Annotated in this window: 24 protein-coding genes; 17 read left to right on the top strand and 7 right to left on the bottom strand. The window is 62.6% G+C overall.

The window, feature by feature from the left end:
- Positions 1–26: 26 nt before the first annotated feature.
- A complete protein-coding gene (locus tag BT115_RS03180; protein ID WP_072321083.1) occupies positions 27–749 on the top strand; it encodes a murein L,D-transpeptidase catalytic domain family protein in 723 nt (240 codons plus the stop codon).
- A gap of 55 nt (positions 750–804) precedes the next feature.
- Positions 805–1,140, top strand: coding sequence for a hypothetical protein (locus tag BT115_RS03175; RefSeq protein ID WP_072321082.1), 336 nt, complete (start codon positions 805–807; stop codon positions 1,138–1,140).
- 34 nt (positions 1,141–1,174) lie between these two features.
- Here BT115_RS03175 and BT115_RS03170 read toward each other — a convergent pair whose 3' ends face one another.
- On the bottom strand, positions 1,175–1,564 hold the full coding sequence (locus BT115_RS03170) for a hypothetical protein (RefSeq protein ID WP_072321081.1): 390 nt from the start codon (positions 1,562–1,564) through the stop codon (positions 1,175–1,177).
- A gap of 124 nt (positions 1,565–1,688) precedes the next feature.
- Here BT115_RS03170 and BT115_RS03165 point away from each other — a divergent pair, with 124 nt between their 5' ends.
- The 6 genes from BT115_RS03165 to BT115_RS18625 all read left to right on the top strand — a co-directional run bounded on the left by BT115_RS03165 (position 1,689) and on the right by BT115_RS18625 (position 6,531).
- Positions 1,689–2,096: a hypothetical protein gene (locus tag BT115_RS03165; RefSeq protein WP_072321080.1), complete on the top strand. Its 408-nt coding sequence runs from the start codon at positions 1,689–1,691 to the stop codon at positions 2,094–2,096.
- Between the two features lie 74 nt (positions 2,097–2,170).
- Positions 2,171–2,410: a hypothetical protein gene (locus BT115_RS03160; RefSeq protein WP_072321079.1), complete on the top strand. Its 240-nt coding sequence runs from the start codon at positions 2,171–2,173 to the stop codon at positions 2,408–2,410.
- Positions 2,411–2,512: 102 nt separating this feature from the next.
- A complete protein-coding gene (locus BT115_RS03155; RefSeq protein WP_072321078.1) occupies positions 2,513–2,749 on the top strand; it encodes a hypothetical protein in 237 nt (78 codons plus the stop codon).
- Positions 2,750–2,837: 88 nt separating this feature from the next.
- Complete coding sequence (locus BT115_RS03150) at positions 2,838–5,255, top strand: DEAD/DEAH box helicase (RefSeq protein ID WP_072321077.1); 2,418 nt, start codon at positions 2,838–2,840, stop codon at positions 5,253–5,255.
- Positions 5,252–6,160 carry a ribonuclease H-like domain-containing protein gene (locus tag BT115_RS03145; protein WP_072321076.1) on the top strand — a complete coding sequence of 303 codons (909 nt, stop codon included), beginning with the start codon at positions 5,252–5,254 and terminating at the stop codon, positions 6,158–6,160. The genes BT115_RS03150 and BT115_RS03145 overlap by 4 nt, the downstream gene beginning before the upstream one ends.
- A gap of 221 nt (positions 6,161–6,381) precedes the next feature.
- A complete protein-coding gene (locus tag BT115_RS18625) occupies positions 6,382–6,531 on the top strand; it encodes a hypothetical protein (RefSeq protein ID WP_177257362.1) in 150 nt (49 codons plus the stop codon).
- Between the two features lie 51 nt (positions 6,532–6,582).
- On the opposite strand, the gene BT115_RS03140 is transcribed toward BT115_RS18625, so the two are convergent.
- A complete protein-coding gene (locus BT115_RS03140; protein WP_072321075.1) occupies positions 6,583–7,158 on the bottom strand; it encodes an FMN-dependent NADH-azoreductase in 576 nt (191 codons plus the stop codon).
- A gap of 121 nt (positions 7,159–7,279) precedes the next feature.
- On the opposite strand from BT115_RS03140, the gene BT115_RS03135 reads away from it, so the two are divergent.
- The 3 genes from BT115_RS03135 to BT115_RS03125 are packed head-to-tail and all read left to right on the top strand — an operon-like array spanning position 7,280 to position 10,254.
- On the top strand, positions 7,280–8,308 hold the full coding sequence (locus BT115_RS03135) for a LysR substrate-binding domain-containing protein (protein ID WP_083527277.1): 1,029 nt from the start codon (positions 7,280–7,282) through the stop codon (positions 8,306–8,308).
- Between the two features lie 9 nt (positions 8,309–8,317).
- Entirely contained in the window at positions 8,318–9,463 is a 1,146-nt protein-coding gene (locus tag BT115_RS03130) for a pyridoxal phosphate-dependent aminotransferase (RefSeq protein ID WP_072321074.1), read from the top strand.
- Positions 9,451–10,254 (top strand): amidohydrolase, encoded by an 804-nt coding sequence (locus BT115_RS03125; protein ID WP_072321073.1) that lies wholly within the window; start codon positions 9,451–9,453, stop codon positions 10,252–10,254. The genes BT115_RS03130 and BT115_RS03125 overlap by 13 nt, the downstream gene beginning before the upstream one ends.
- A gap of 74 nt (positions 10,255–10,328) precedes the next feature.
- On the opposite strand, the gene BT115_RS03120 is transcribed toward BT115_RS03125, so the two are convergent.
- Together BT115_RS03120 and mtnC are read right to left on the bottom strand one after the other, a co-directional pair.
- Positions 10,329–11,390: a C13 family peptidase gene (locus BT115_RS03120; protein ID WP_072321072.1), complete on the bottom strand. Its 1,062-nt coding sequence runs from the start codon at positions 11,388–11,390 to the stop codon at positions 10,329–10,331.
- Positions 11,374–12,057, bottom strand: coding sequence for an acireductone synthase (gene mtnC, locus BT115_RS03115; RefSeq protein WP_072321071.1), 684 nt, complete (start codon positions 12,055–12,057; stop codon positions 11,374–11,376). Before mtnC ends, BT115_RS03120 begins: the two co-directional genes overlap by 17 nt.
- A gap of 158 nt (positions 12,058–12,215) precedes the next feature.
- Here mtnC and BT115_RS03110 point away from each other — a divergent pair, with 158 nt between their 5' ends.
- The 5 genes from BT115_RS03110 (at position 12,216) to BT115_RS03085 (ending at position 16,553) form a co-directional block, all read left to right on the top strand.
- Complete coding sequence (locus BT115_RS03110) at positions 12,216–12,797, top strand: hypothetical protein (protein WP_072321070.1); 582 nt, start codon at positions 12,216–12,218, stop codon at positions 12,795–12,797.
- A 624-nt stretch (positions 12,798–13,421) separates the two neighbouring features.
- The gene (locus BT115_RS03105; protein ID WP_072321069.1) at positions 13,422–14,012 is read left to right on the top strand and encodes a hypothetical protein; all 591 of its coding nucleotides are present in this window, start codon (positions 13,422–13,424) and stop codon (positions 14,010–14,012) included.
- A gap of 369 nt (positions 14,013–14,381) precedes the next feature.
- Positions 14,382–14,960, top strand: coding sequence for a hypothetical protein (locus BT115_RS03100; RefSeq protein ID WP_072321068.1), 579 nt, complete (start codon positions 14,382–14,384; stop codon positions 14,958–14,960).
- Positions 14,961–15,186: 226 nt separating this feature from the next.
- Entirely contained in the window at positions 15,187–15,603 is a 417-nt protein-coding gene (locus BT115_RS03095; RefSeq protein WP_143144445.1) for a hypothetical protein, read from the top strand.
- Between the two features lie 587 nt (positions 15,604–16,190).
- The gene (locus tag BT115_RS03085; protein WP_072321065.1) at positions 16,191–16,553 is read left to right on the top strand and encodes a hypothetical protein; all 363 of its coding nucleotides are present in this window, start codon (positions 16,191–16,193) and stop codon (positions 16,551–16,553) included.
- Here BT115_RS03085 and BT115_RS03080 read toward each other — a convergent pair.
- Both BT115_RS03080 and BT115_RS03075 read right to left on the bottom strand, forming a co-directional pair.
- Positions 16,548–17,117, bottom strand: a complete 570-nt coding sequence (locus BT115_RS03080; RefSeq protein WP_072321064.1) for a 1,2-dihydroxy-3-keto-5-methylthiopentene dioxygenase — start codon at positions 17,115–17,117, stop codon at positions 16,548–16,550. The two genes, BT115_RS03085 and BT115_RS03080, sit on opposite strands and share 6 nt — an antisense overlap.
- On the bottom strand, positions 17,114–17,758 hold the full coding sequence (locus BT115_RS03075) for a methylthioribulose 1-phosphate dehydratase (RefSeq protein WP_072321063.1): 645 nt from the start codon (positions 17,756–17,758) through the stop codon (positions 17,114–17,116). Before BT115_RS03075 ends, BT115_RS03080 begins: the two co-directional genes overlap by 4 nt.
- A gap of 198 nt (positions 17,759–17,956) precedes the next feature.
- On the opposite strand from BT115_RS03075, the gene BT115_RS03070 reads away from it, so the two are divergent.
- On the top strand, positions 17,957–18,289 hold the full coding sequence (locus BT115_RS03070; RefSeq protein ID WP_072321062.1) for a high-potential iron-sulfur protein: 333 nt from the start codon (positions 17,957–17,959) through the stop codon (positions 18,287–18,289).
- Positions 18,290–18,592: 303 nt separating this feature from the next.
- On the opposite strand, the gene BT115_RS03065 is transcribed toward BT115_RS03070, so the two are convergent.
- Entirely contained in the window at positions 18,593–20,038 is a 1,446-nt protein-coding gene (locus tag BT115_RS03065) for an amino acid permease (RefSeq protein WP_072321061.1), read from the bottom strand.
- Positions 20,039–20,092: the final 54 nt, after the last annotated feature.

The raw sequence follows: 20,092 nt of genomic DNA, 5'->3' as shown, positions 1-20,092 counted from the left end.
CCGTCGTCCGTTGTCCGGCTGATTGCATGATTCGATCGCTTCGTCCGCTCCTCGCCTGCGTTTCTGTTCTCGGCGCCCTCGTTTTTTTCCCCTCTGCCGCTCATGCCGCCGATACCCTTGGTGACGCATTGGCGCGACTGGCGCCGTCTGCCGATCCGAAGGTCATCGGGCTGGCGGTACGCGCCGCGGAGTGCGCACAGGTACAGGGCGGCGCGCCCGCCGAACGGCTGGCGGTGATCGATTATTCGAAGCCGTCTTCGGAACCGCGCCTCTGGGTGTTCGACACGGTGAACCGCAAGCTGCTGTTCCAGGAACTGGTGGCCCACGGCAAGAACAGCGGTGACGCGACGGCTACCCGCTTTTCCAACGCACCGGACAGCCTGGCGTCCAGTCTTGGCCTCTTTCGCACGTCGGACACCTACACGGGCAAGAACGGCTACTCACTGCGCATGACCGGATTGGAGCCGGGCGTCAACGACCAGGCGATGGCTCGTGCCATCGTCATCCACGGCGCCGCGTACGTCAGCGAGGCCATGGCGCGTGTCGCCGGGCGTATCGGCCGAAGCTGGGGTTGCCCGGCGGTGCGCACGGCCGTGGCGCACAAGTTGATCGACGCCCTCAAAGGCGGGCAGATGGTCTTTTCCTATTACCCCGACAAGCGCTGGTTGGGTTCGTCGCAGTATCTGAAGTGCACGGGTGGGCAACTGGCGAAGGCCGAAGCCCGCGCGGGCGGACAAAGCGGTACGTGATCGCACGCGTGCGCCGTCGCGCTAGAATTCCCGGACCTTCACCCTGGAATCCAGCATGAAACACGTTCTTGCGATCGCCGCCTGCACCCTCCTCGCCGGCTGCGCCACCAGCGGCATGACCGACACCCTGCCCAAGCTCAGCAGCAAGACGGGCAAGAGCGTGACGGCCTATGTGCAATGCGTGGAGCCGAAGTGGCAGGCGCTGGCGAAAGACGCCAAGGGCGATGCGAAGGACGACAAGGGCCGCGTCACTGCCAACGACGACGGCAAGCACGAGCGCCTGGATGTGACCGCGAACGGCGCCGGTGCCCAGGTAGTGATGTACGAAATCCAGAAGGGCAAGGGCGACTACGACAGCCGCTTCCGCGACGAGGCCATTTCCTGCCTTTGATGCCCGGTCGCGAGGCTGAGGTCTCGCGGAAACGCTATGCCCGGGGGCGCGATTCCCGGGCCCGTTCCACGGCGTCCAGCAGCTGGGCGCGATCGAACGGCTTCTCCAGAAATACCGCGGAAAGCGGGAAGGGCTCCAGATCCTGAGGCAGGCGGCTGGACACCACGACGATGGCCGTCGACGGACGTTCCCTGAGTGCCGCCTGCAGCAGGGCGGTGCCGCGTCGCTCGCCTGGCGTGTCTGCGTGGATCACCATGAGAGACAGTTCCGGCAATTCGTGGAACGCCCGCTTGGCATCGCGGTACGTTACCGTGGCCCGTGCCTGATAGCCGGCATCCGTAAGGACCATGGCCACCGTCTCCGCCACCATGTGGGCACGGTCGAAGACGAGAGCAGTAGGCGCATGGGCGGGTTTCACGGTCATGGCGCAGAGTCTAGCGTCGTCGCGGCCTTCGTGGCAGGGTTCCAGACGACTGGGTGACTCGATTTTTCACTCTTCATCGACAATATTCGGCAAATCCTTTCGTTCTTCCCCGAGGAGCTTCCCCATGCGTTACATCGCCCTTGCCGGTCTGGTCCTGCTCGCCGGCTGCGCCGCTACCCGCAACGAACGTCACGTGGGCCTGCATGACGTGCCGTCCAGCACCGTTTTCGGCCTGCAGGATCCCAACGGCGGCGACGCCATGCTGACCGTGGTACGCGCCCAGGGCCTTTGGGGCGGCGGCTGTTCCAGCGCCATCTACGTCGACGACAAGGTCGTGGCCGACATGGAGATCGGTGAGCAGCTCGCGCTGCATGTGCCGGCTGGCGCGCGCAAACTGGGCATGCAGCCGCATGGTTCGTGCAGCGGCGACCGCGTGGACGTGGACGCGACGGTCGGGCAGGGCGAATCGCGCACCTTTACGATCCCCGCCAGTGGCGAAGGCCTGACCGCCGAGGCGGCCCCGAAGGCCTGACACCGCTTGTCATTTCGCTGACGGCGGCGCGAGAATCGAGCCGCCGTCACGGCGACAACCTGGGGAGTCGTATCGTGCATCGACGTATCGTTGGCCAGTATTCCGTGGAGGTGCGTACGCTCAAGACGCCCGTCGGCGGCTGGAAAGCGGCGTACATCGTCGAACCCGCCGCGCAGGCCGGGCCACGCGACTTCGTCATGATCACGCTGCTCGACGAGTTCGACGACGAGCGGTCCGCCGTTGACGCGGCCATGGAAAAAGGCTCCCGGCATGCACATTGGCTCGCCGAGTCGAGGCGCGTGTGCACCCCGTGACGTGACCGCTACGGCGACTTCGCCATAACGCGCTCGCGACGGACGTCTACCTAGCTTCGTGACCACAAAGGCCAAGGGGGCCTTTCCCACGGAGCGGCATCCTTGCAGCGCACGATCCTCTATGTACCGTTCAATGCGTCGTCTCGCGGGCAATGGAGCCTGCGCCGCAACGCCGATCTCGTTGGGCAGTTCGCCACCCGAGACGAGGCGATGCGCCACGCGCTGGCGCTGACGGCGGCCATTCGCCACCAGGCGGGCCATGCCGTGGAGATCAAGGTCGAGGACGAAGCGGGCGCGTGGCATCTGGCTCCGGCAGGCACCGACGACGAGGACGCCTAGGCGTCGACGCGGCTTTCTAACGCATCGTCGCAGGATATGAGACAGAGTGTCGCGATAACGGGCGCCCCTCTGTTGCCCGGTATTTTCCATGGCCGCCTACCTCAAAGCTCTTCGCGCCGACGAGGCTGATGGCGTGCTCGCCACGGCGCACGACGGCCGCACGTTGGCGCATCGCCTTACCGACAAGTACGGCGACCGTGTGTGCTCCGCCTTTACCGTCTTCGGCCGAGAGGGAGATTTCGCAGCGCTGCCCGAGGACATGCCGGCGGGTCTGGGGCGCGCGCTTGCCGCCCGGGGCATCGAACGCCTGTACAGCCACCAGCAGGAAGCCTGGGCCGCAGCCCGCGACGGAAAGCACGTGCTCGTGGCGACGCCGACGGCATCGGGCAAGACACTCTGCTACACGATGCCGGTGATCTCCTCGGTGCTGGAGGCAGGCGCCAAGGCCTTGTACCTGTTTCCGACCAAGGCACTGGCGCAAGATCAGGTCGCCGAGTTGCTCGAGATCAATCGTGCGGGCGACCTGGGCGTCAAGGCCTTCACCTTCGATGGCGACACCCCGGGAGACGCTCGCCAGGCCATCCGGCTGCATGGGGACGTGGTCGTCAGCAACCCGGACATGCTGCACCAGGCGATCCTCCCGCATCACACCAAGTGGGCGCAGTTCTTCGAGAACCTTCGCTACGTTGTAATCGACGAGATCCACACGTATCGCGGCGTATTCGGTTCGCACCTTGCCAACGTGTTGCGCCGCCTGAAACGCATCTGCGCGTTCTACGGTGTGCGCCCGCAGTTCGTGCTCTGCTCGGCGACGATCGGCAACGCCACCGAACATGCCCAGGCGCTCATCGAGGACGAAGTCGTGACCGTCAGCCGCAGCGGCGCGCCCACTGGCGACCGCCACGTGCTGCTGTGGAACCCGCCGGTGATCAACCCTGACCTCGGTCTGCGTGCCTCCGCGAGGTCGCAGACGAGCCTCATCGCGCGCGTAGCGATCAAGGCGAAGATGAAGACCCTGGTCTTCGCGCAGTCGCGGCTGATGGTCGAGGTGCTGACGAAGTACCTGAAAGACGTGTTCGACCACGACACGCGCAAACCCGCGCGCATCCGCGCCTACCGCGGTGGTTACCTGCCCACGGAGCGCCGCGAAGTCGAGCGCGAGATGCGCGCCGGCAACGTCGATGGCATCGTTTCCACGTCCGCTCTCGAACTCGGAGTCGACATCGGCAGCCTGGATGCGGTGGTGCTGAATGGTTATCCGGGTTCCATTGCGGCCACTTGGCAGCGCTTCGGTCGTGCCGGGCGTCGGCAGCAGCCTTCGCTTGGGGTGCTGGTGGCGACCAGTGCGCCGCTGGACCAGTACCTCATGCGTCATCCCGCCTTTCTTACCGAGGCCAGCCCCGAGCATGCACGGATACAGCCCGACCAGCCGCTGATCCTGCTCGATCACATCCGCTGTGCCGCTTTCGAATTGCCGTTCCTCGATGGCGATGCTTTCGGCCCCGACGATGCGGGTCCGTACCTGCAGGTGCTGGCCGAGTCGGAAGTGCTGCATCGCGAAGGCGAGCGCTGGGAGTGGATCGCCGACAGTTACCCGGCCAACGCGGTGAGCCTGCGTTCGGTGGCGGACGGTAATTTCGTGGTGGTGGATCGTACCGAAGGCCGGCAGACGATCATCGCGGAGGTGGACTACTCGGCGGCGGCACTCACCTTGTACGAAGGGGCCATCCACATGATCCAGTCGGTGCCGTACCAAGTGGAAAAGCTCGACTGGGACGGGCGCAAGGCGTATTGCACACGTACTCGCGTCGATTACTACACCGACGCCATCGACTACACCAAGCTCAAGGAGCTGGAATGCTTCGACGGCACGCGATCGGGCGAGGGCAGTGCACGGCATGGCGAGGTGCATGTGGTCCGGCGCGTGTCGGGCTACAAGAAGATCCGCTACTACACGCACGAAAACATCGGCTATGGCCCGGTGAACCTGCCGGATCAGGAACTGCATTCCACGGCCGTCTGGTGGCAGTTGCCACAGACCGTCCTCGATGAAGCTTTTCGCTCGCGCCAGCATGCGCTGGACGGCTTTCTCGGTGCGGCGTACGCCTTGCATACGGCGGCGATCGTGGCCGTGATGGCCGAGCCGCGCGATCTGCAGAAGGCGGTAGGCTCGGGCGACGGCGGCTGGTCGGCGCAGGTGGATGCCGCCGGACGCGGGCAACTGCGCGCCGACGACGGCACGGCCGCGTTGCCCGATGCGCTGGAGCGTTTCCTTCCCACCGTCTACCTCTATGACAACTTCCCCGGTGGCGTGGGCCTCAGTGAACCGCTGTTCCGTCGCGCGTCCGAGCTGTTGACGCATGCGCTGGCGACCGTGGAAGGCTGTGCCTGCAAGGCCGGTTGTCCGGGGTGTGTCGGGCCGGTGCTCGCGGCGGACGAAGGTCGCGAGGAAACGCCGCGCAACCTTGCCACGCGTGTGCTGCGGCTGCTCGGGGCGGGCGCATGAGCGAGCTTGCCTCGCGGCTCGCCGCGTTGCGCAAACAGGCAGGAGCCGGCACGGGCAAGACGCCCGCGCCGCCCAAGGCCGCAGCAACGATAGCAGTGGTGCCCGCGCATCGCGGCATCGACCTGGCGGCACTGCGTCGCATGGCGGGTGTGCGCGAACGCCTGGGGCAGCCGCGTGCGATGTCGTCGCGACCGCTGTCGCGTGACGTGCCAGGCGAAGAGATTGCCCCCGGGTTGCGTTATCTCGAGCAACGTTTCGCCTGGGCCGAGCCGCCCGCCGAACTCGATCTCTCGTTCGCGCGACTTACCAGCGCCCGACGGGAGCATCTGCTGCACTTCGATACCGAAACCACGGGCCTCGCCGGTGGCACGGGTACCCGCGCTTTCATGATCGGCGCAGCGGACTGGCACGACGGCGCGCTGCGTGTCCGTCAGCTCTACATCACGACCATGGCGGCTGAAACGGCCATGCTGCGCGCATTCGCCGAGTGGATACACGCAGCCACGGTGCTCGTGAGCTACAACGGAAAATCGTATGACGCACCGCTGCTTGCTACGCGCTATCGGCTGGCGCGGCTTTCCAATCCCTTGCAGGGGCTGATCCACGTCGACCTGTTGCATCCCATGCGTCGACGTTATCGGCACGTGTGGGAGAACTGCCGCATGCAGACGGCGGAGCGGAAGCTGTTGCGCATCGTGCGTGAGGACGACCTGCCAGGATCGGAGGCGCCGCGCGCGTGGCTCACCTATCTGCGCGGAGGTTCGTCGACCGATCTGGTCCGTGTGGCGGAACACAACCTCCAGGACGTGCGCACGCTCAGCGGGCTGATGATCGAGGCGCACGGCTGGGCAGAGGTGCCTGTTCTCAATGTGTCGGCCGATATGCCTGCCGGTAACGAAAAATAGACGCCACGCCGCGCACGCTTTCCGCATGCCATGTGGAGGAACCGACGCATGAAAGAAGACAAGCCCTGCGACCATGCAGGTTGCCATTGCCGGGTACCGGTATCGAGCGAGTACTGCAGCGAGAGTTGCCGCATGGCGGCAGAGAGCCAGAACGTAGGCAGCGCCTGCGAGTGCGGCCATGCCGCTTGCCAGCAGCGACCCTGAACGACGGGAGTGAACGCATGACCAACGACGGCAAACAACAGAGCCCCGGATACCGGGAAGATAATCCCAAGCCCTCCCACGGCAAACCGAAGGTGCCCGGCGAGGGGCATCCGCAGGAAGATCAGAACATGCCGACGGAAAAGCCCGGGAAGCAGAATTCCCCTTAACGTGTTCAGAGCATCCCAAGGGCCGCGCGACGCGCGGCCCTTTCGTTTCGATCAGGCGGCCTTGCGAAGCAGGCTGCCGATCTTCGCGGTAGCGCCATCGACGGCTTGAGCCTTGCGCTCGTCACCCATGGCCAGCCCTTCGGCGCGTACAAACTCGATATCGGTCACGCCAAGGAAGCCGAACAGGGCGCGCAGGTAAGGTTCCTGGAAGTCCATCGCGCTGGCTGCGCCTTCGGTATAGACACCTCCGCGCGACGAAGCCACGATGAGGCGCTTGCCGCCGGCCAGGCCCTCAGGGCCATTGGCGGTGTAGCGGAAGGTCGTGCCTGCCACGGTGATGCGATCAATCCACGCCTTCAGCGAGCTGGCGATGCTGAAGTTGTACATCGGCGAGCCAAGCACCACGACGTCGGCGTCGAGGAATTCCTGCAAGACCTTCGCCGATTCCGCGGTAGCCTTCTCGTCGGCTGTGGGCGACCAGTGGGCGAGCGGAGCCGCGTGGAGGTCCCGATAGGTCACCTCCACTCCGGGATGATGACGAACGAACTCGTCCACGATCGCGGCAGTGAGGCCGCGGGAAACGGAGTGGGCACCGAGGGCGCTGGCGTCGACATGCAGGAGTTTCATGATGGAATTCCTCTAATAGGCCGCGTGGCGGCATGAGGAAACGATACGCCAGCGACAATCCCGCGATTAGTCGGCATGGAGTAGACTCATTGTTTCGCAAACGAAACGACCGGAGCTTGGGATGGACGGCGCGCTGCAGGACCTCAACGATCTGTACTTCTTCGCCTCCGTCGTTGAGCACGGCGGGTTTTCGGCAGCGGGCAGGGCGCTCGGTATCCCCAAATCCCGCCTGAGCAAGCGCATCGCCCAGTTGGAGGACCGCCTCGGCGTGCGCCTGCTCCAACGTACAACGCGCCGTTTCGTGGTGACCGAGATTGGCGAGCGCTTCTATCAACACTGTCGTGCGGTGCTGGAAGAGGCGCGCGCGGCGCAGGATGCCGTGGACGAACTGCGCACCGAGCCGCGCGGCGTGGTCCGTGTGAGCTGCCCGATCTCCCTGGCGCAGAACGTGCTCGGGCCGATGCTTCCGGCGTTCATGCTGGAGCACCCGAAGGTTCAAGTGCGTCTTACCGCCACCAATCGGCGCGTCGACGTCATCGGCGAGGGCTACGACGTGGCGATCCGTGTTCGCGAGAAACTGGATACCGACGCCACGCTCGTCCTGCGTAGCATCGGTTATGCGCGCAGCCTGCTGGTGGCAAGCCCCAAGTTCCTCGAGAGCAACGGTCGTCCGCGATCCCTCGACGAGCTGGCCCTGCTGCCCGCTCTGTCCATGTATGAGCACGAGGGCGCCCAGGTCTGGGAACTGGTGGATGCCAGCGGCAAGAAGTCCGCGGTGGAGGTCAAGCCACGCCTCGTCAGCGGCGACTTCTCGGTGCTCATTTCAGCGGCGGTGCAATGTTGCGGCGTGGCGCTCGTGCCGGAAGACTTCTGCGCACCGCTCATCGCCCAGGGGGAACTGGAGTGGGTGCTACCGGAGTACACCACGGCGCAGGGCACGCTGCATTTCGTTTACCCCAGCCGCCGTGGTCTGCTGCCCGCGGTCCGCAGCTTCGTGGACTTTCTAGCCGAGCGGTTGCCGAAGGCGCAGGCGGAGTTCGTCAAGGATTGTCAGAAGGTTGGGGCGAACCCGGAGCAGGCGGGGGCGATCCACCTCGCGCGCATGATAGGATCGACCCGGTCGACGGCGTTTGGCCGTCCAAACGAATAAGGGCGTTCGATGCAGCTCGATACCAAGCTTCCCAAGGTCGGCACCACGATCTTCAGCGTCATGAGCCAACTGGCGCTGGAACACAAGGCAGTGAACCTGGGCCAGGGTTTTCCCGATTTCGAACCGCCCGAGCCGCTGCGCGATGCGATCACCCGCGCCATGGCCGAGGGGAAGAACCAGTACGCGCCGGGCGTCGGTATTCCCAAGCTGCGTGAGCAGATCGCGGCCAAGACGGAGCGTCTCTACGGTCATCGCGTCAGTCCAGATACCGAGGTCACGGTCACGTCCGGCGCCACCGAGGCGCTTTTCTCCGCCATTGCCGCCGTGGTGCGGGCTGGCGACGAGGTGATCGTCTTCGACCCGTGCTACGACAGCTACGAGCCGGCAATCGAACTGCAGGGCGCCACGGCGGTGCATCTGCCGCTGACCTTGCCCACGTTCGCCATCGACTGGCAGCGCGTGCGCGACGCGATCACGCCGAAGACCCGGATGATCCTGATCAACTCGCCGCACAATCCGTCCGGCGCCGTGCTCTCGCGGGCCGATCTGGACGAACTGGCTGCCATTGTGCGCGAGACGTCCATCGTGGTGCTTTCCGACGAGGTGTACGAGCACATCGTGTTCGATGGTCAGGAACACCAGAGCGTGCTGCGCCACGAGGAACTCGCGGCGCGAAGCATCGTCGTGTCGTCGTTCGGCAAGACCTACCACTGCACGGGATGGAAGGTTGGCTATGCCGTGGCGCCCAAGGCGCTCACCGCCGAGTTCCGTAAGGTGCACCAATACCTTACGTTCTGCACGTTCAACCCGGCGCAGTGGGCGTTTGCGGAGTTCCTCGAATCCACTCCTGAGCACTATCTGACGCTGCCGGCGTTCTACCAGGCGAAGCGTGATCGTTTCCGCGAATTGCTTGCACCGTCGCGCCTGAAGCTGCTCGATGTTCCGGGTGGGTACTTCCAGCTCGTGGACTATGCCGCCATCCGCGATGTGGACGACATCAACTTCAGCGAGTGGCTGGTGCGCGAGGGCGGTGTGGCCGCGATTCCGCTCAGTCCGTTCTACGAAGCCGCGCCTGACACGCGCCTGGTCCGGCTCTGCTTCGCCAAAAACGACGCCACCATGGAAGCCGCCGCGGAGCTGCTGTGCAAACTCTGACCGTTTCTCTCGTCCAGGGCGCTACCCGGTGGCATGACGCGGCGGGCAATCGCGAGTACTACGGTCGTCTCGTCCGTGGCGCCGCGCCAAGCGACCTGATCGTGCTTCCGGAGACGTTCCTCTCCGGGTTCACCAACGACACGCTCAGCAATGCGGAGGCGATGGACGGCCCGAGCGTTGCGTGGATGCGGGCGCTGGCCGGCGAGGTGAATGCCACGCTGACCGGTAGCCTGGTCATTCGCGATGGCGACAGCGTCTACAATCGTCTCGTCTGGGCTTCGCCCGACGGCTCGATCGCGTATTACGACAAGCGCCATCTGTTCCGCATGGCGGGCGAACACACGCGTTATGGTGGTGGCAATGAGCGCCTGATCGTGGAGCTGAAGGGATGGCGCATCCTGCCGCAGGTCTGCTACGACCTGCGTTTTCCGGTGTGGCTACGCAACGGACGCCGCGAGGAAGCCGCAGGCGGCATGGATTACGACCTCGCCTTGTTCGTGGCGAACTGGCCGGCACCGCGTCGCCAGCCCTGGCGCACGCTGCTGCGTGCGCGAGCCATCGAAAACCTGGCCTATGTCATCGGCGTGAATCGCGTCGGTGTGGATGGCAACGACTTGCCCTATGCCGGCGACAGTGCCGTGATCGATCCCGTGGGCGAGCCGCTGGTGGAACTTGGCACTCAGGAACAGGTCGTCACCGTCGTGCTCGATCCGGCGCCGCTGAAGGCACATCGCGAGCGTTTTCCTGCCTGGATGGACGCGGACCGCTTCTCGCTCGACGTCTCGGTCTGAGGTGTGGGAGCCGCTATAGCGGCGAGAAGCCAACGAAGCGATTGTGGGAGCCGCTACAGTGGCGAGACGCCGCCTCAGTGCGCCGGTTGAAACGGCACGGGCGGCCCAATGCGCGCCGCTTTCCGCCAAGCATCGAGCTTGCTCTCAATGCCAGCGCCCACATCGATCTGCGGCTCGGACGGCTCCAGGGCGTCCCGCTTCTCCCAGCCTGCGATCTCCGCCTTCGCCTTGCCGAAAGCCTCGATGAAGTCCGGCGTAGCACTCAGCCCATGGGCAAGCCAAGCCCGACCAAAATAGGTGATGTCGGAATCCGCGCCGCAGCCGAACGAGGTCCGGTCGCTGCGTGCGGCGGTGAGCACCAGGGTGCCGGCGCCGCGCAATTTGGGTACGAAGCCGCCCGAGTAACACGCATTGACCACGACGACCTTCCAGCGAAACGGCTGCTTCGAAAGGATATCCGCGAGACCATCCGGGTCGATCTGATCGAGCGGGATCGGATCCATGTCGATGAGTAGGGTGTGGTCGCTGGAGCCGTGGGTGGCGATGTACAGCAGGAGCACGTCTTCGCGTGGGTCCATGACCTTGGCGAGACCGCCGAGTGCCGCTTCCAGATTCGTCCAGCTAGCCAGCGGGCGGGTGGTGAGTGTGGCCGGGTTGTTCTCCAGGATCACCGTATGGCCGGGGCTGGCAAAGCGTTTGCCTACCACGGCATCGACGTATTCCGCCTCGTTGCGGAATACGTCTTCGCTGCCATCGGCGCCCACGGCGATGGCGTAGAGATTCGGTTTGCCCGGCGTGCGCGGAGCCAGCCGCGACAAAGCCTTGCGCATGGCCTCGGGCTGATCGGTAAACACCTGCTCCGGCGTGGGCGCATCGTCCGGCCAGGCCGCCGCATCGGCATCGCCTTCCGTATCGCCGTCGGGCATATCGCCCCATAGCGACAGGGGCTCGGGTCGCTTGGCGGGCTCCCCCTGGGTCGGCGCCGATCGTGCAGCAGCAGGCTCGGGGGCGACCGCCTGGCTCGGCGCGGGGCGCGGCCCGTGCCACAACAGACTTGCCGTCAGCAGCACGCCCAGGGAAAACGACGCCAGGACGTAGATCGCCGTCTTGCGGCGGGAATCAAGGTGCGATGGCATCGAAATCGGCGACGGCAGGATGGCCGTTCTCGCTCAGAGGTTGCGGCGCACGGACGAGCTGCGTGGTGCGCATGCCCGCCGCGCGAGCGGCGTCGAGCTCTTCGCGGATGTCCGAAAGGAACAGCACCTGCGCGGGCGGGAGGCCAATCGCTTCGGCGATGCGGTGGTAGGAATCGACCTCGCGCTTGTGGCCCGTCTGCGTGTCGAAATACCCCGAGAACAACGGCGTGAGGTCGCCGTTCTCGCTATAGCCGAACAGGAGCTTCTGCGCCGGTACCGAGCCAGACGAATACACGTACAACGCAAGCCCCTGTTCGTGCCATGCACGGAGCCGCGCCGCGACCTCTGGGTACATGTGCGACACGTAGGCGCCGGACTCATAGCCCTCGCGCCAGATCATGCCCTGCAGTGCCTTGAGCGCCGTGGACTTGCGATCCTCGTCGATCCAGCGCACGAGCAGGTCGATGATTTCCGAGCGGCTGGCCTCGACGAAGCCGGCTTCCTTTGCCGCTTCGTGCAGCCAGTGCTGGACCTCGGGCGTGTCGGCGTGGGTCTCGACGTAGGCCGGGAGGTGCGTCCGGGCATATGGAAACAGCACGTCCTTGACAAAATCGATGGAGCTGGTGGTGCCCTCGATGTCAGTGAGGATGGCGCGGATGTCAGACATGGGGAAGCCTCGATCAGGAGGTTGGCAGAATAAACGACCGAATAGCCCATCGCTACGGCGACCGTCCGAAAGCGCCCCCGATTTTTCAGAATCGTCGTATAGGTCAAGCCCTAGCCGAAAAACAGAATGAGTCTCCCCCCACGCAACAGGAGACGACGATGTTCTTTTCTCAACGCATGCTGCGGCGATCCGCACTGCTTACCCCGATGGTCGCACTCGGTCTTGTGGCCAGCCCGGTTCTTGCGATTCCAGGCGAGATGGCATTGGGCCAACCCACCGTGCAATCCGGGATGGAGCGCACTCACGCGGACGCTACGTTTACGGCCACGATCAATGGCGTGACTTACGTGTCTGAAAGGGCATCTGCCACGGAACACCTCGGTGACGGCGCGGTTCCGAAATACCACTACTTCAACGCCGGAGAGCCGATAGGTGGTCCTCACATGAGCCCCATGCGCTTCGTCCGGCGTTTCATGGATCCGGCAGAGCAGGTCGTTGACGGTCGATATTATTTCGGCGCCCTCAACCTACCTCTGATGTTGAACTACGGGGAATTCGACATTGAGAGTGGACGCATCTGGTCGTACCACCCGACTTCAGGTCACTTGGATCTGACGTTCAGCCCCGACCGAACTTGGGTCGAGGGCAAGTTCACCTTCACAGCAGTTCGAATCGACGGCGGCAAGCTCATCGATGTTGACGGCACGTTCGCTATGCCAAATACCGATCTAGGTCTATAGAGCAGTCAAAAGCCGATGTGTGCGCAGCATGCAAAGGAAGCGGTTGCAATATCCTCGCCGCTTCCTTCGCATCGCCACGGCGGCCGCCTGAAAATATCCCGATTTTTCAGAATAATTCTATAGGGCAAGCCCTACGAAGAAAACAGAATGCGTCTCCACTGCGCAACAGGAGGCGACGATGTTCTTTTCTCAACGCATGCTGGGGCGATCCGCACTACTTACCCCGATGTTGGCGCTCGGTTTTGCGGCCAGCCCGGTTCATTCCGCGCCAAGCAAAATGTCGTGGGATCCGTTGTTCGTAGTGTCTCGGGATACGCGCGCCGATACGAACTGAACCTTCGAGGCGACGATCACGGAGTGCGCTACGTGTCCGACTGGGTATACGCCGCGATGTGGCGACTAGCTCGTATCGAACCATGCGGTATGTCTATGCGGCTGCCGCTTGTGCAGACCTTACTGTCTCGTTGATCGAATACATGAGAATGGCGCCGACTGCGGGCGGCTAATTTTCGACAACGTCGGCTCCCTTCCCATCCAAACGCGCCGATTTTTCAGAATAGTCGTATGGGCTAAACCCATGCGGAAAAACAGAATGAGCCTTCCCCCAACGCAACAGGAGACAAAATGTTCTTTTTTAAACCCATGCTGCGGCGATCCGCACTACTTACCCCGATGTTGGCGCTCGGTCTTGCGGCCAGCCCGGTTCATTCCGCGCCAAGTGAGACTTCGCTGGACCCGTTGACCGTTTTGTCTTGGGATGCGCGCACCGATACGAACGCAACCTTCGAGGCGACTATCAACGGAGTGCAACACGTGTCCGACGAGGCACACGCTTTCGCGATGAAGGGTTGGCCTGGTGAGCCGAATCGTCACTACTTCGTTGGACGGTACGTAGGTGGCCCCGACATGACCCCCATGAGCTTCGAGCTACGTTTCACGGATAATTCAGAGCACGCTGTCGATCGCATTTACTTTTTCGACAATCACAAAAAAAACAAAACAGACCTCGTCGTGCACTATGGAAAACGTCTAGCTCCTAACCAAGCGATATGGTATTCCCCGACCGGGGGGTATTTAGAGCTCAAGTTCAGTCCTGACCGCACTTGGGTCGAGGGTAAATTCGCTTTCAATGCTACTCGAAACGACGGCGCCAATGACATCACTGTCGAAGGCACATTCTCCATGCCAAACTATAATGAAGCCAAATATGAATGATTGTATAAGTCAGTCGAAGCCGACGTGTGCGGGGTCATGCGCGGAAAGTGTTCGCCGATATCCTCGCCGGTAAACTTTGCATCGCGGCTTTCGCTTTAATAAATAAGCTAGTCGCCACGCAATGTGGCGACTAGCTCACGTCGAACCGGGCGTTGTGTCGATGTGCTGCCGTTGGCGCGGGCATGCTGTCTCGTCGATCCAATGCACGAGAAGGGCGCCGACTGCAGGCGGCTAATTTTCGGTAACGTCGGCCCTCTTCCCGTCGCTACGGCGCTCATTCGAAAACACGCCGATTTTTCAGAATCGTCGTATAGGTTAAGCCCTAGCCGAAAAACAGAATGAGTCTCCCCCACGCAACAGGAGACGACGATGTTCTTTTCTCAACGCATGCTGCGGCGATCCGCACTGCTTACCCCGATGTTGGCGCTCGGTCTTGCGGCCAGTCCGGTTCATTCCTCGCCAAGCGACATGTTATCGGACCCGTCGACCGTGCCGTCTCGGACTGCGCGTGCCGATACGAACGCAACCTTCGATGTGACTATCAATGGAGTGCGACACGTGACCGACGTAGCTGGCGCTGTGGCGCTGCTCGGTTGGCGGCCCGGTGAGCCGAATGTTCACTACTTCGTTGGAACGAACGCAGGTGGCCCCGACACGACCTCCATGAGCTTCGAACTGAGCTTCATGGATACGTCAAAGCCGATTGTCGATGGCATTTACTTTTTCGACATGCACAAAAAAGACATGGTGCTGGACTACGGAGAACGTGACGGTTTTGGTGGCTGGGTAATGTATTCCCCAACCGGGGGTTACCTAGATATCAAGTTCAGTGCTGACCGCACTTGGGTCGAAGGAAAGTTCGCTTTCAACGCTTCTCGAAGTGACGGCGCCAAGGACATCGCTGTCGAGGGCACGTTCTCCATGTCAAACAGAGACTTAGGTCTATAAATCAGTCGAAGCCGACGTGTGCGGGGTCATGCGCGGGAAACGCTCGGCGATATCCTCGCCGGTGAACTTCGCATCGCGGCTTCCCCTTCGATAAAAAAACTAGTCGCCACGCAATGTGGCGACTAGCAGTCGTCCGAAAAGGCATCTATGTTTTATTGAAAGTCGTATGGATTAAGTCCTTGCGCAGGAACAAACTGAGTCTCCCCACACGGACGAGGAGATGGCAATGAACACAACCTTCAATGTGACGATCAACGGAGTGCAATACGTGTCCGATCAGGCAGCCGCTGGGGCGGTGCAGGGTTGGCCCGGTGAGCCGAATCATCACTACTTCGTTGGGTATAACGTCGGTGGCCCCGACATGACCCCCATGAGCTTCGAGCTGCGTTTCACGGATAATTCAGAGCACGCTGTCGATCGCATTTACTTTTTCGACAATCACAAAAATAACAAAACAGACCTCTTGGTGCACTATGGAAAGCGTGAAGTGGCAATGTATTCCCCGACCGGGGGGTATTTAGAGCTCAAGTTCAGTCCTGACCGCACTTGGGTCGAGGGTAAATTCGCTTTCAATGCTACTCGAAACGACGGTGCCAATGACATCGCCGTCGAGGGCACATTCTCCACGCGAAACAATGACTGAGTCTATAAATCAGCCGAAGCTGAGGTGTGAGGTGTCATGCGCGGAAAGCACTCAGCAATATCCTCGCCGGTGAGCTTTGCATCGCGGCTTCCCCTTTAATAAATAAGCTAGTCGCCACGCAATGTGGCGACTATCTCATATCGAACCGGGCGTCGTGTCGATGTGGCTGCCGTGGGTGCAGGCATTGCTGTCCCGTTCGATCCAATACACGAGAAGGGCGCAGCAGGCGGCTGATTTTCGACAACGTCGGCTCTCTTCCCGTCGCTGCGGCGCTCCTCCGAAAACACGCCGATTTTTCAGAATCGTCGTATGGGTTGAACCCACGGGGAAAAACAGTATGAGTCTCCCCCCACGCAACAGGAGACGACGATGTTCTTTTCTCACCGCATGCTGCGGCGATCCGCACTACTTACCCCGATGTTGGCGCTCGGTCTTGCGGCCAGTCCGGTTCATTCCGCGCCAAGTGACATGTTGTCGGACCCGTCGGCCGTGCTGTCTAGGAATGCACGCGCCGATACGAACGGAACCTTCGAGGCGACTATCAATGGGGTGCAATACGTGTCCGACACGGACACGCCAGGGAGCAGGTGATCACTGGCGGCTGGGCTCCAAAAACTCACTACTTCGACGCCGGACAGTTGATCAGTGGTGCCGTCGTGGACACCATGGGTTTCGAACTGCGTTTCAAGGATACGGAGGAGCAGGCCGTTGATGGTGCTTATTATTTCGACTTATACAAAACGGACCTGATGCTGTTTTACGGCGAATTCGATGGTCATGCGGTCTACGCATATTCTCCAAAAAACGGCGGTTACGTAGAGCTCAGGTTCAGCCCTGACCGCACTTGGGTCGAGGGCAAATTCGCTTTCACGGCATATCGATCCGATGGCGCGAAGCGCATCGAAGTAGACGGCACGTTCTCCATGCCGAACACCGACGTAAGTCTATAAATCAGTCGAAGCCGAGGTGTGCGGGGGCATGCGCGGGAAGCGCTCAGCGATATCCTCGCCGGTGAACTTCGCCACCCAGCCTTCCACGTTGGTAAACAGGCGAATCGCCACGAAGTAGGGCGATTCGCTCATATCGAACCAATGCGGCGTGCCGTCCGGCACGCCGATCAGGTCGCCTTTTTCGCACAGCACCTCGTAGACCTTGCCATCGAGATGCAAGGTGAACTGGCCAGCGCCAGCCACGAAGAAACGGACTTCGTCCTCGCTGTGCGTATGCTCGTTCAGGAACTTCTGGCGGAATGCGGCGCGATCCGGGTGATCCGGCTTGAGGCTGATGACGTCAACGGCTTGATAGCCGTTCTCGCGCATAAGGCGGTCGATGTCCTGGCGGTACGCGGCAATGACCTCGTCCTGGCTTGCCCCGGGCGCGATCGGCTGGTTGGCCTCCCATTGCTCGAAACGCACGCCAACCGCGTTCAACGCTGCGGCGATAGCAGCGTGGTCTTCATACACGGCCAGGGGCGTGTCGTGACGGGTGTCTTCGTAGATGCGCAGGCGACTCATGGGGAAAGCCTCCGTAGGTCGAGTTCGCAGCCGAGGAGGAATTCCAGGGCTTCGAGGTGGCGGCGCGCTTCGGCCATGTCATGGCCCCAGGTGTAGATGCCGTGGCCGTTGATGAGATAGGCGTACAACGGCTTGCCGGCGTCGATCCAGGCATCCACGCGAGCCTCAAGCTCGGGCATGTGCTGGGTGTTGGGGAAGACAGGGATATCCAGCGTGCTGTCATGGGTTGTGTGGCCAGCGATGGCCTTTTGCAATTCCCAGCCTTCGAGGCGCACGCGACCTTCCGCCGCGAACAGCCGAGACGCTACGCTCTGCGTGCGCGAGTGGGTGTGCAACACGACGTTGGCATCCGGAAAGCGTCGATAGACCTGCGTATGCAGCCCGGTTTCCGCCGATGGGCGGTATTCCGACCCCACCGCCTTGCCGTTCATGTCGATCACCATGATGTCGTCGCGACCCAAACGCCCCTTGTCGCGCCCGGAAATGGTGATGGCGGCGAGCTGATCGTCGATACGCATCGAAAAGTTACTGCTCGTGGCGGGCGTCCAGCCGAAGGCGGCCAGCTCGCGGGCAGCTTCGGCAATGGCGTCCGCTCGATCCGCGAGGAGGGCGGAGACGGCGGCGGGGAGAGGCTTCGACATGAGGATTTGGACGTCCAAACAGGCCGCAACTATAGCACGTGGGGTCTTTGGCCCTGCGGGGAGGGAGTGGCGACGACAGGGCGGATGGGGATTGCCATGGATGAATCGGTGCGACGGACGCTTCCTTTGCCCCTGAGACGGTACGATTCCCTCAGCACCGGGCGCTGGCCCGGCTTACCATCGACGGAGGTCTATCCCATGTCGCAACACGATAAGAATAATGAAGGACGTCGCCGTTTCCTCAAGGTCGCGGCTGGTGGGGTGGCGGCCGCCACGCTCCTCGGCACCCTCCCACGGAACGCCCGGGCTCAGGATTTGCCGCCGTTGTCTCCGACCGACCCGACGGCCAGCGCGCTGAAGTACACCGAGGACGCGAGCAAGGCGGCCGGGAAGAAAGATCCCAAGGACGCTTGTTTCAACTGCAATTTCTACCAGGGCAAGGCGGGTGCCCCCCGTGGCCCGTGCCAGTTGTTCCCAGGGCATTCGGTGGCCGCCAAGGGCTGGTGCGTGTCGCACGCGGTCATGATCTAAACGCTGCCTGGGCGTACAGAATCGACACGAAAAGGCCAGCCGCAAGGCTGGCCTTCGTTTGTCACTTAAGAAAATGCAGCCCAAGCGCGCCAGGCCGAGGAGCTGACCCGCCTGACGCGCCGGGCGGCAATCCGGGGCCCACTGCCAAGTGATTTACCCTCGGACTCGGGATCATACTCCCCTCCGATGGCGACCGGCCAATGGCAGCTAAATGACAGCGAAACTTTCTTCGATTTGCCTTTTAAAACAAGATATTACGGACTGAATCGGAGATTTGTTCGAATTTTGTAAAGCCGGTGCCCGTCAGGCGCCGCTGCTCCGCTTGAGTCGGCTGTGACGGTAGCCGTAGACCATGTACATCACGAGTCCGAGCAGGGTCCACACGCCCATCAGCACCCAGTTGCGCACGCCCATCGACCAGAGCAGGCCGATGCAGCTCAGAATGCCGAGCACGCAGGTGACCGGTGCCCAGGGCACGCGGAACGTGCGCGGGAGATCCGGCGCGGTCTTTCGAAGGATCATCACGCCACCGCAGACGGCGCAGAAGGCGACCAGCGTGCCCATCGAGGTGAGGTCACCCAGCACGTTGAGCGGGAACACCGCAGCGAGCAAGGCGATGCCGATGCCGGTGATGACCGTGTTGATGTGCGGCGTGCGGTACTTCGGGTGAATGGTGGTGAACACCTTCGGCATGAGGCCGTCGCGGCCCATGATCATGAAGATGCGCGGCTGAGCGATGATCATCACCAGCACGACGGACGAGAGGCCGATCAGCGCGCCGACTTCGACGATGCCGCGCAGCCAGCCCAGTTCCGGATGCTGACGAATCGCCGTGACCACCGGCTCCGAGGTGCCGAGTTCGGCGAAGGGAACGAGACCGGTCAGCACGGCGGCCATCGCGATGTACAGCACCGTGCAGATGGCGAGCGAGGCCAACGTGCCGATCGGCATGTCGCGCTGCGGGTTCTTCGACTCCTGTGCCGCCGTGGAGGTCGCCTCGAAGCCGATGTAGGCGAAGAAGACCATCGACGCGCCACGTAGGATGCCCGACCAGCCGTACTTGTCGCCGCCCTGATTCTCGGGGATGAAGGGATGCCAGTTCGCCGTGTCGATGTGGCTCGCACCCACCACGATCACCACGATGATCAGTGCGGTCTTGAGCAGCACCATCGCCATGTTGATACCGGCGGATTCCTTGATGCCCACGTAGCAAAGCCAGGTCAGCGCCAGGGTGATGCCGACGGCCGGCAGGTTGAACAGCGCGCCGGTGAACACCAGGTGCCCGTCCACCCAATCCACGGGCGCATTGGTCAGCGCTGGCGGGATGTGGATGCCGATGTGATCGAGCAGGCTGACGAAGTAGCCGGTCCAACTCACCGCTACCGCGGAGGCCGAGACGCCGTATTCGAGAATGAGATTCCAGCCGATGAACCATGCGGCGCCTTCGCCGAGCGTGGCATAGGCATAGGAATAGGCGCTGCCCGATACGGGGATCATCGAAGCGAATTCGGCATAACACAGCGCCGTGAAGGTGCTGCAGATCGCCGCGAGAATGAACGACACGATGATCGCCGGTCCCGCGTGTTCCGCTGCGGCGACGCCGGTAATGACGAAGATGCCGCCACCGATGACCGCGCCGATGCCCAGCGCGGTGAGGCCCCAGGGACCGAGCGTGCGGCGCAGGGCGGGGCCGTGCGCGTCATCCGGCTCGGCTTGGGGCGCTTTCTTCGCGAGTAACTGCTGGAGCATGGACAGCCTGGAGTCGTGTACGAAAAGGAAGGGCTGCAAACGCGAGGGCCGGCG

This window comes from Luteibacter sp. UNCMF366Tsu5.1 (assembly GCF_900119235.1).
Taxonomy (GTDB): domain Bacteria; phylum Pseudomonadota; class Gammaproteobacteria; order Xanthomonadales; family Rhodanobacteraceae; genus Luteibacter; species Luteibacter flocculans.
This window is presented reverse-complemented; position numbering and strand designations above follow the sequence as displayed.

What these genes read in the sequence shown, in the direction of transcription:
- BT115_RS03180 (WP_072321083.1), top strand. Translation starts at nt 27, where the DNA reads ATGATTCGATCGCTTCGTCCGCTCCTCGCCTGCGTTTCTGTTCTCGGC.
- BT115_RS03175 (WP_072321082.1), top strand. Translation starts at nt 805, where the DNA reads ATGAAACACGTTCTTGCGATCGCCGCCTGCACCCTCCTCGCCGGCTGC.
- BT115_RS03170 (WP_072321081.1), bottom strand. Translation starts at nt 1,564, where the DNA reads ATGACCGTGAAACCCGCCCATGCGCCTACTGCTCTCGTCTTCGACCGT.
- BT115_RS03165 (WP_072321080.1), top strand. Translation starts at nt 1,689, where the DNA reads ATGCGTTACATCGCCCTTGCCGGTCTGGTCCTGCTCGCCGGCTGCGCC.
- BT115_RS03150 (WP_072321077.1), top strand. Translation starts at nt 2,838, where the DNA reads ATGGCCGCCTACCTCAAAGCTCTTCGCGCCGACGAGGCTGATGGCGTG.
- BT115_RS03145 (WP_072321076.1), top strand. Translation starts at nt 5,252, where the DNA reads ATGAGCGAGCTTGCCTCGCGGCTCGCCGCGTTGCGCAAACAGGCAGGA.
- BT115_RS18625 (WP_177257362.1), top strand. Translation starts at nt 6,382, where the DNA reads ATGACCAACGACGGCAAACAACAGAGCCCCGGATACCGGGAAGATAAT.
- BT115_RS03140 (WP_072321075.1), bottom strand. Translation starts at nt 7,158, where the DNA reads ATGAAACTCCTGCATGTCGACGCCAGCGCCCTCGGTGCCCACTCCGTT.
- BT115_RS03135 (WP_083527277.1), top strand. Translation starts at nt 7,280, where the DNA reads ATGGACGGCGCGCTGCAGGACCTCAACGATCTGTACTTCTTCGCCTCC.
- BT115_RS03130 (WP_072321074.1), top strand. Translation starts at nt 8,318, where the DNA reads ATGCAGCTCGATACCAAGCTTCCCAAGGTCGGCACCACGATCTTCAGC.
- BT115_RS03120 (WP_072321072.1), bottom strand. Translation starts at nt 11,390, where the DNA reads ATGCCATCGCACCTTGATTCCCGCCGCAAGACGGCGATCTACGTCCTG.
- mtnC (WP_072321071.1), bottom strand. Translation starts at nt 12,057, where the DNA reads ATGTCTGACATCCGCGCCATCCTCACTGACATCGAGGGCACCACCAGC.
- BT115_RS03110 (WP_072321070.1), top strand. Translation starts at nt 12,216, where the DNA reads ATGTTCTTTTCTCAACGCATGCTGCGGCGATCCGCACTGCTTACCCCG.
- BT115_RS03105 (WP_072321069.1), top strand. Translation starts at nt 13,422, where the DNA reads ATGTTCTTTTTTAAACCCATGCTGCGGCGATCCGCACTACTTACCCCG.
- BT115_RS03100 (WP_072321068.1), top strand. Translation starts at nt 14,382, where the DNA reads ATGTTCTTTTCTCAACGCATGCTGCGGCGATCCGCACTGCTTACCCCG.
- BT115_RS03095 (WP_143144445.1), top strand. Translation starts at nt 15,187, where the DNA reads ATGAACACAACCTTCAATGTGACGATCAACGGAGTGCAATACGTGTCC.
- BT115_RS03080 (WP_072321064.1), bottom strand. Translation starts at nt 17,117, where the DNA reads ATGAGTCGCCTGCGCATCTACGAAGACACCCGTCACGACACGCCCCTG.
- BT115_RS03075 (WP_072321063.1), bottom strand. Translation starts at nt 17,758, where the DNA reads ATGTCGAAGCCTCTCCCCGCCGCCGTCTCCGCCCTCCTCGCGGATCGA.
- BT115_RS03070 (WP_072321062.1), top strand. Translation starts at nt 17,957, where the DNA reads ATGTCGCAACACGATAAGAATAATGAAGGACGTCGCCGTTTCCTCAAG.
- BT115_RS03065 (WP_072321061.1), bottom strand. Translation starts at nt 20,038, where the DNA reads ATGCTCCAGCAGTTACTCGCGAAGAAAGCGCCCCAAGCCGAGCCGGAT.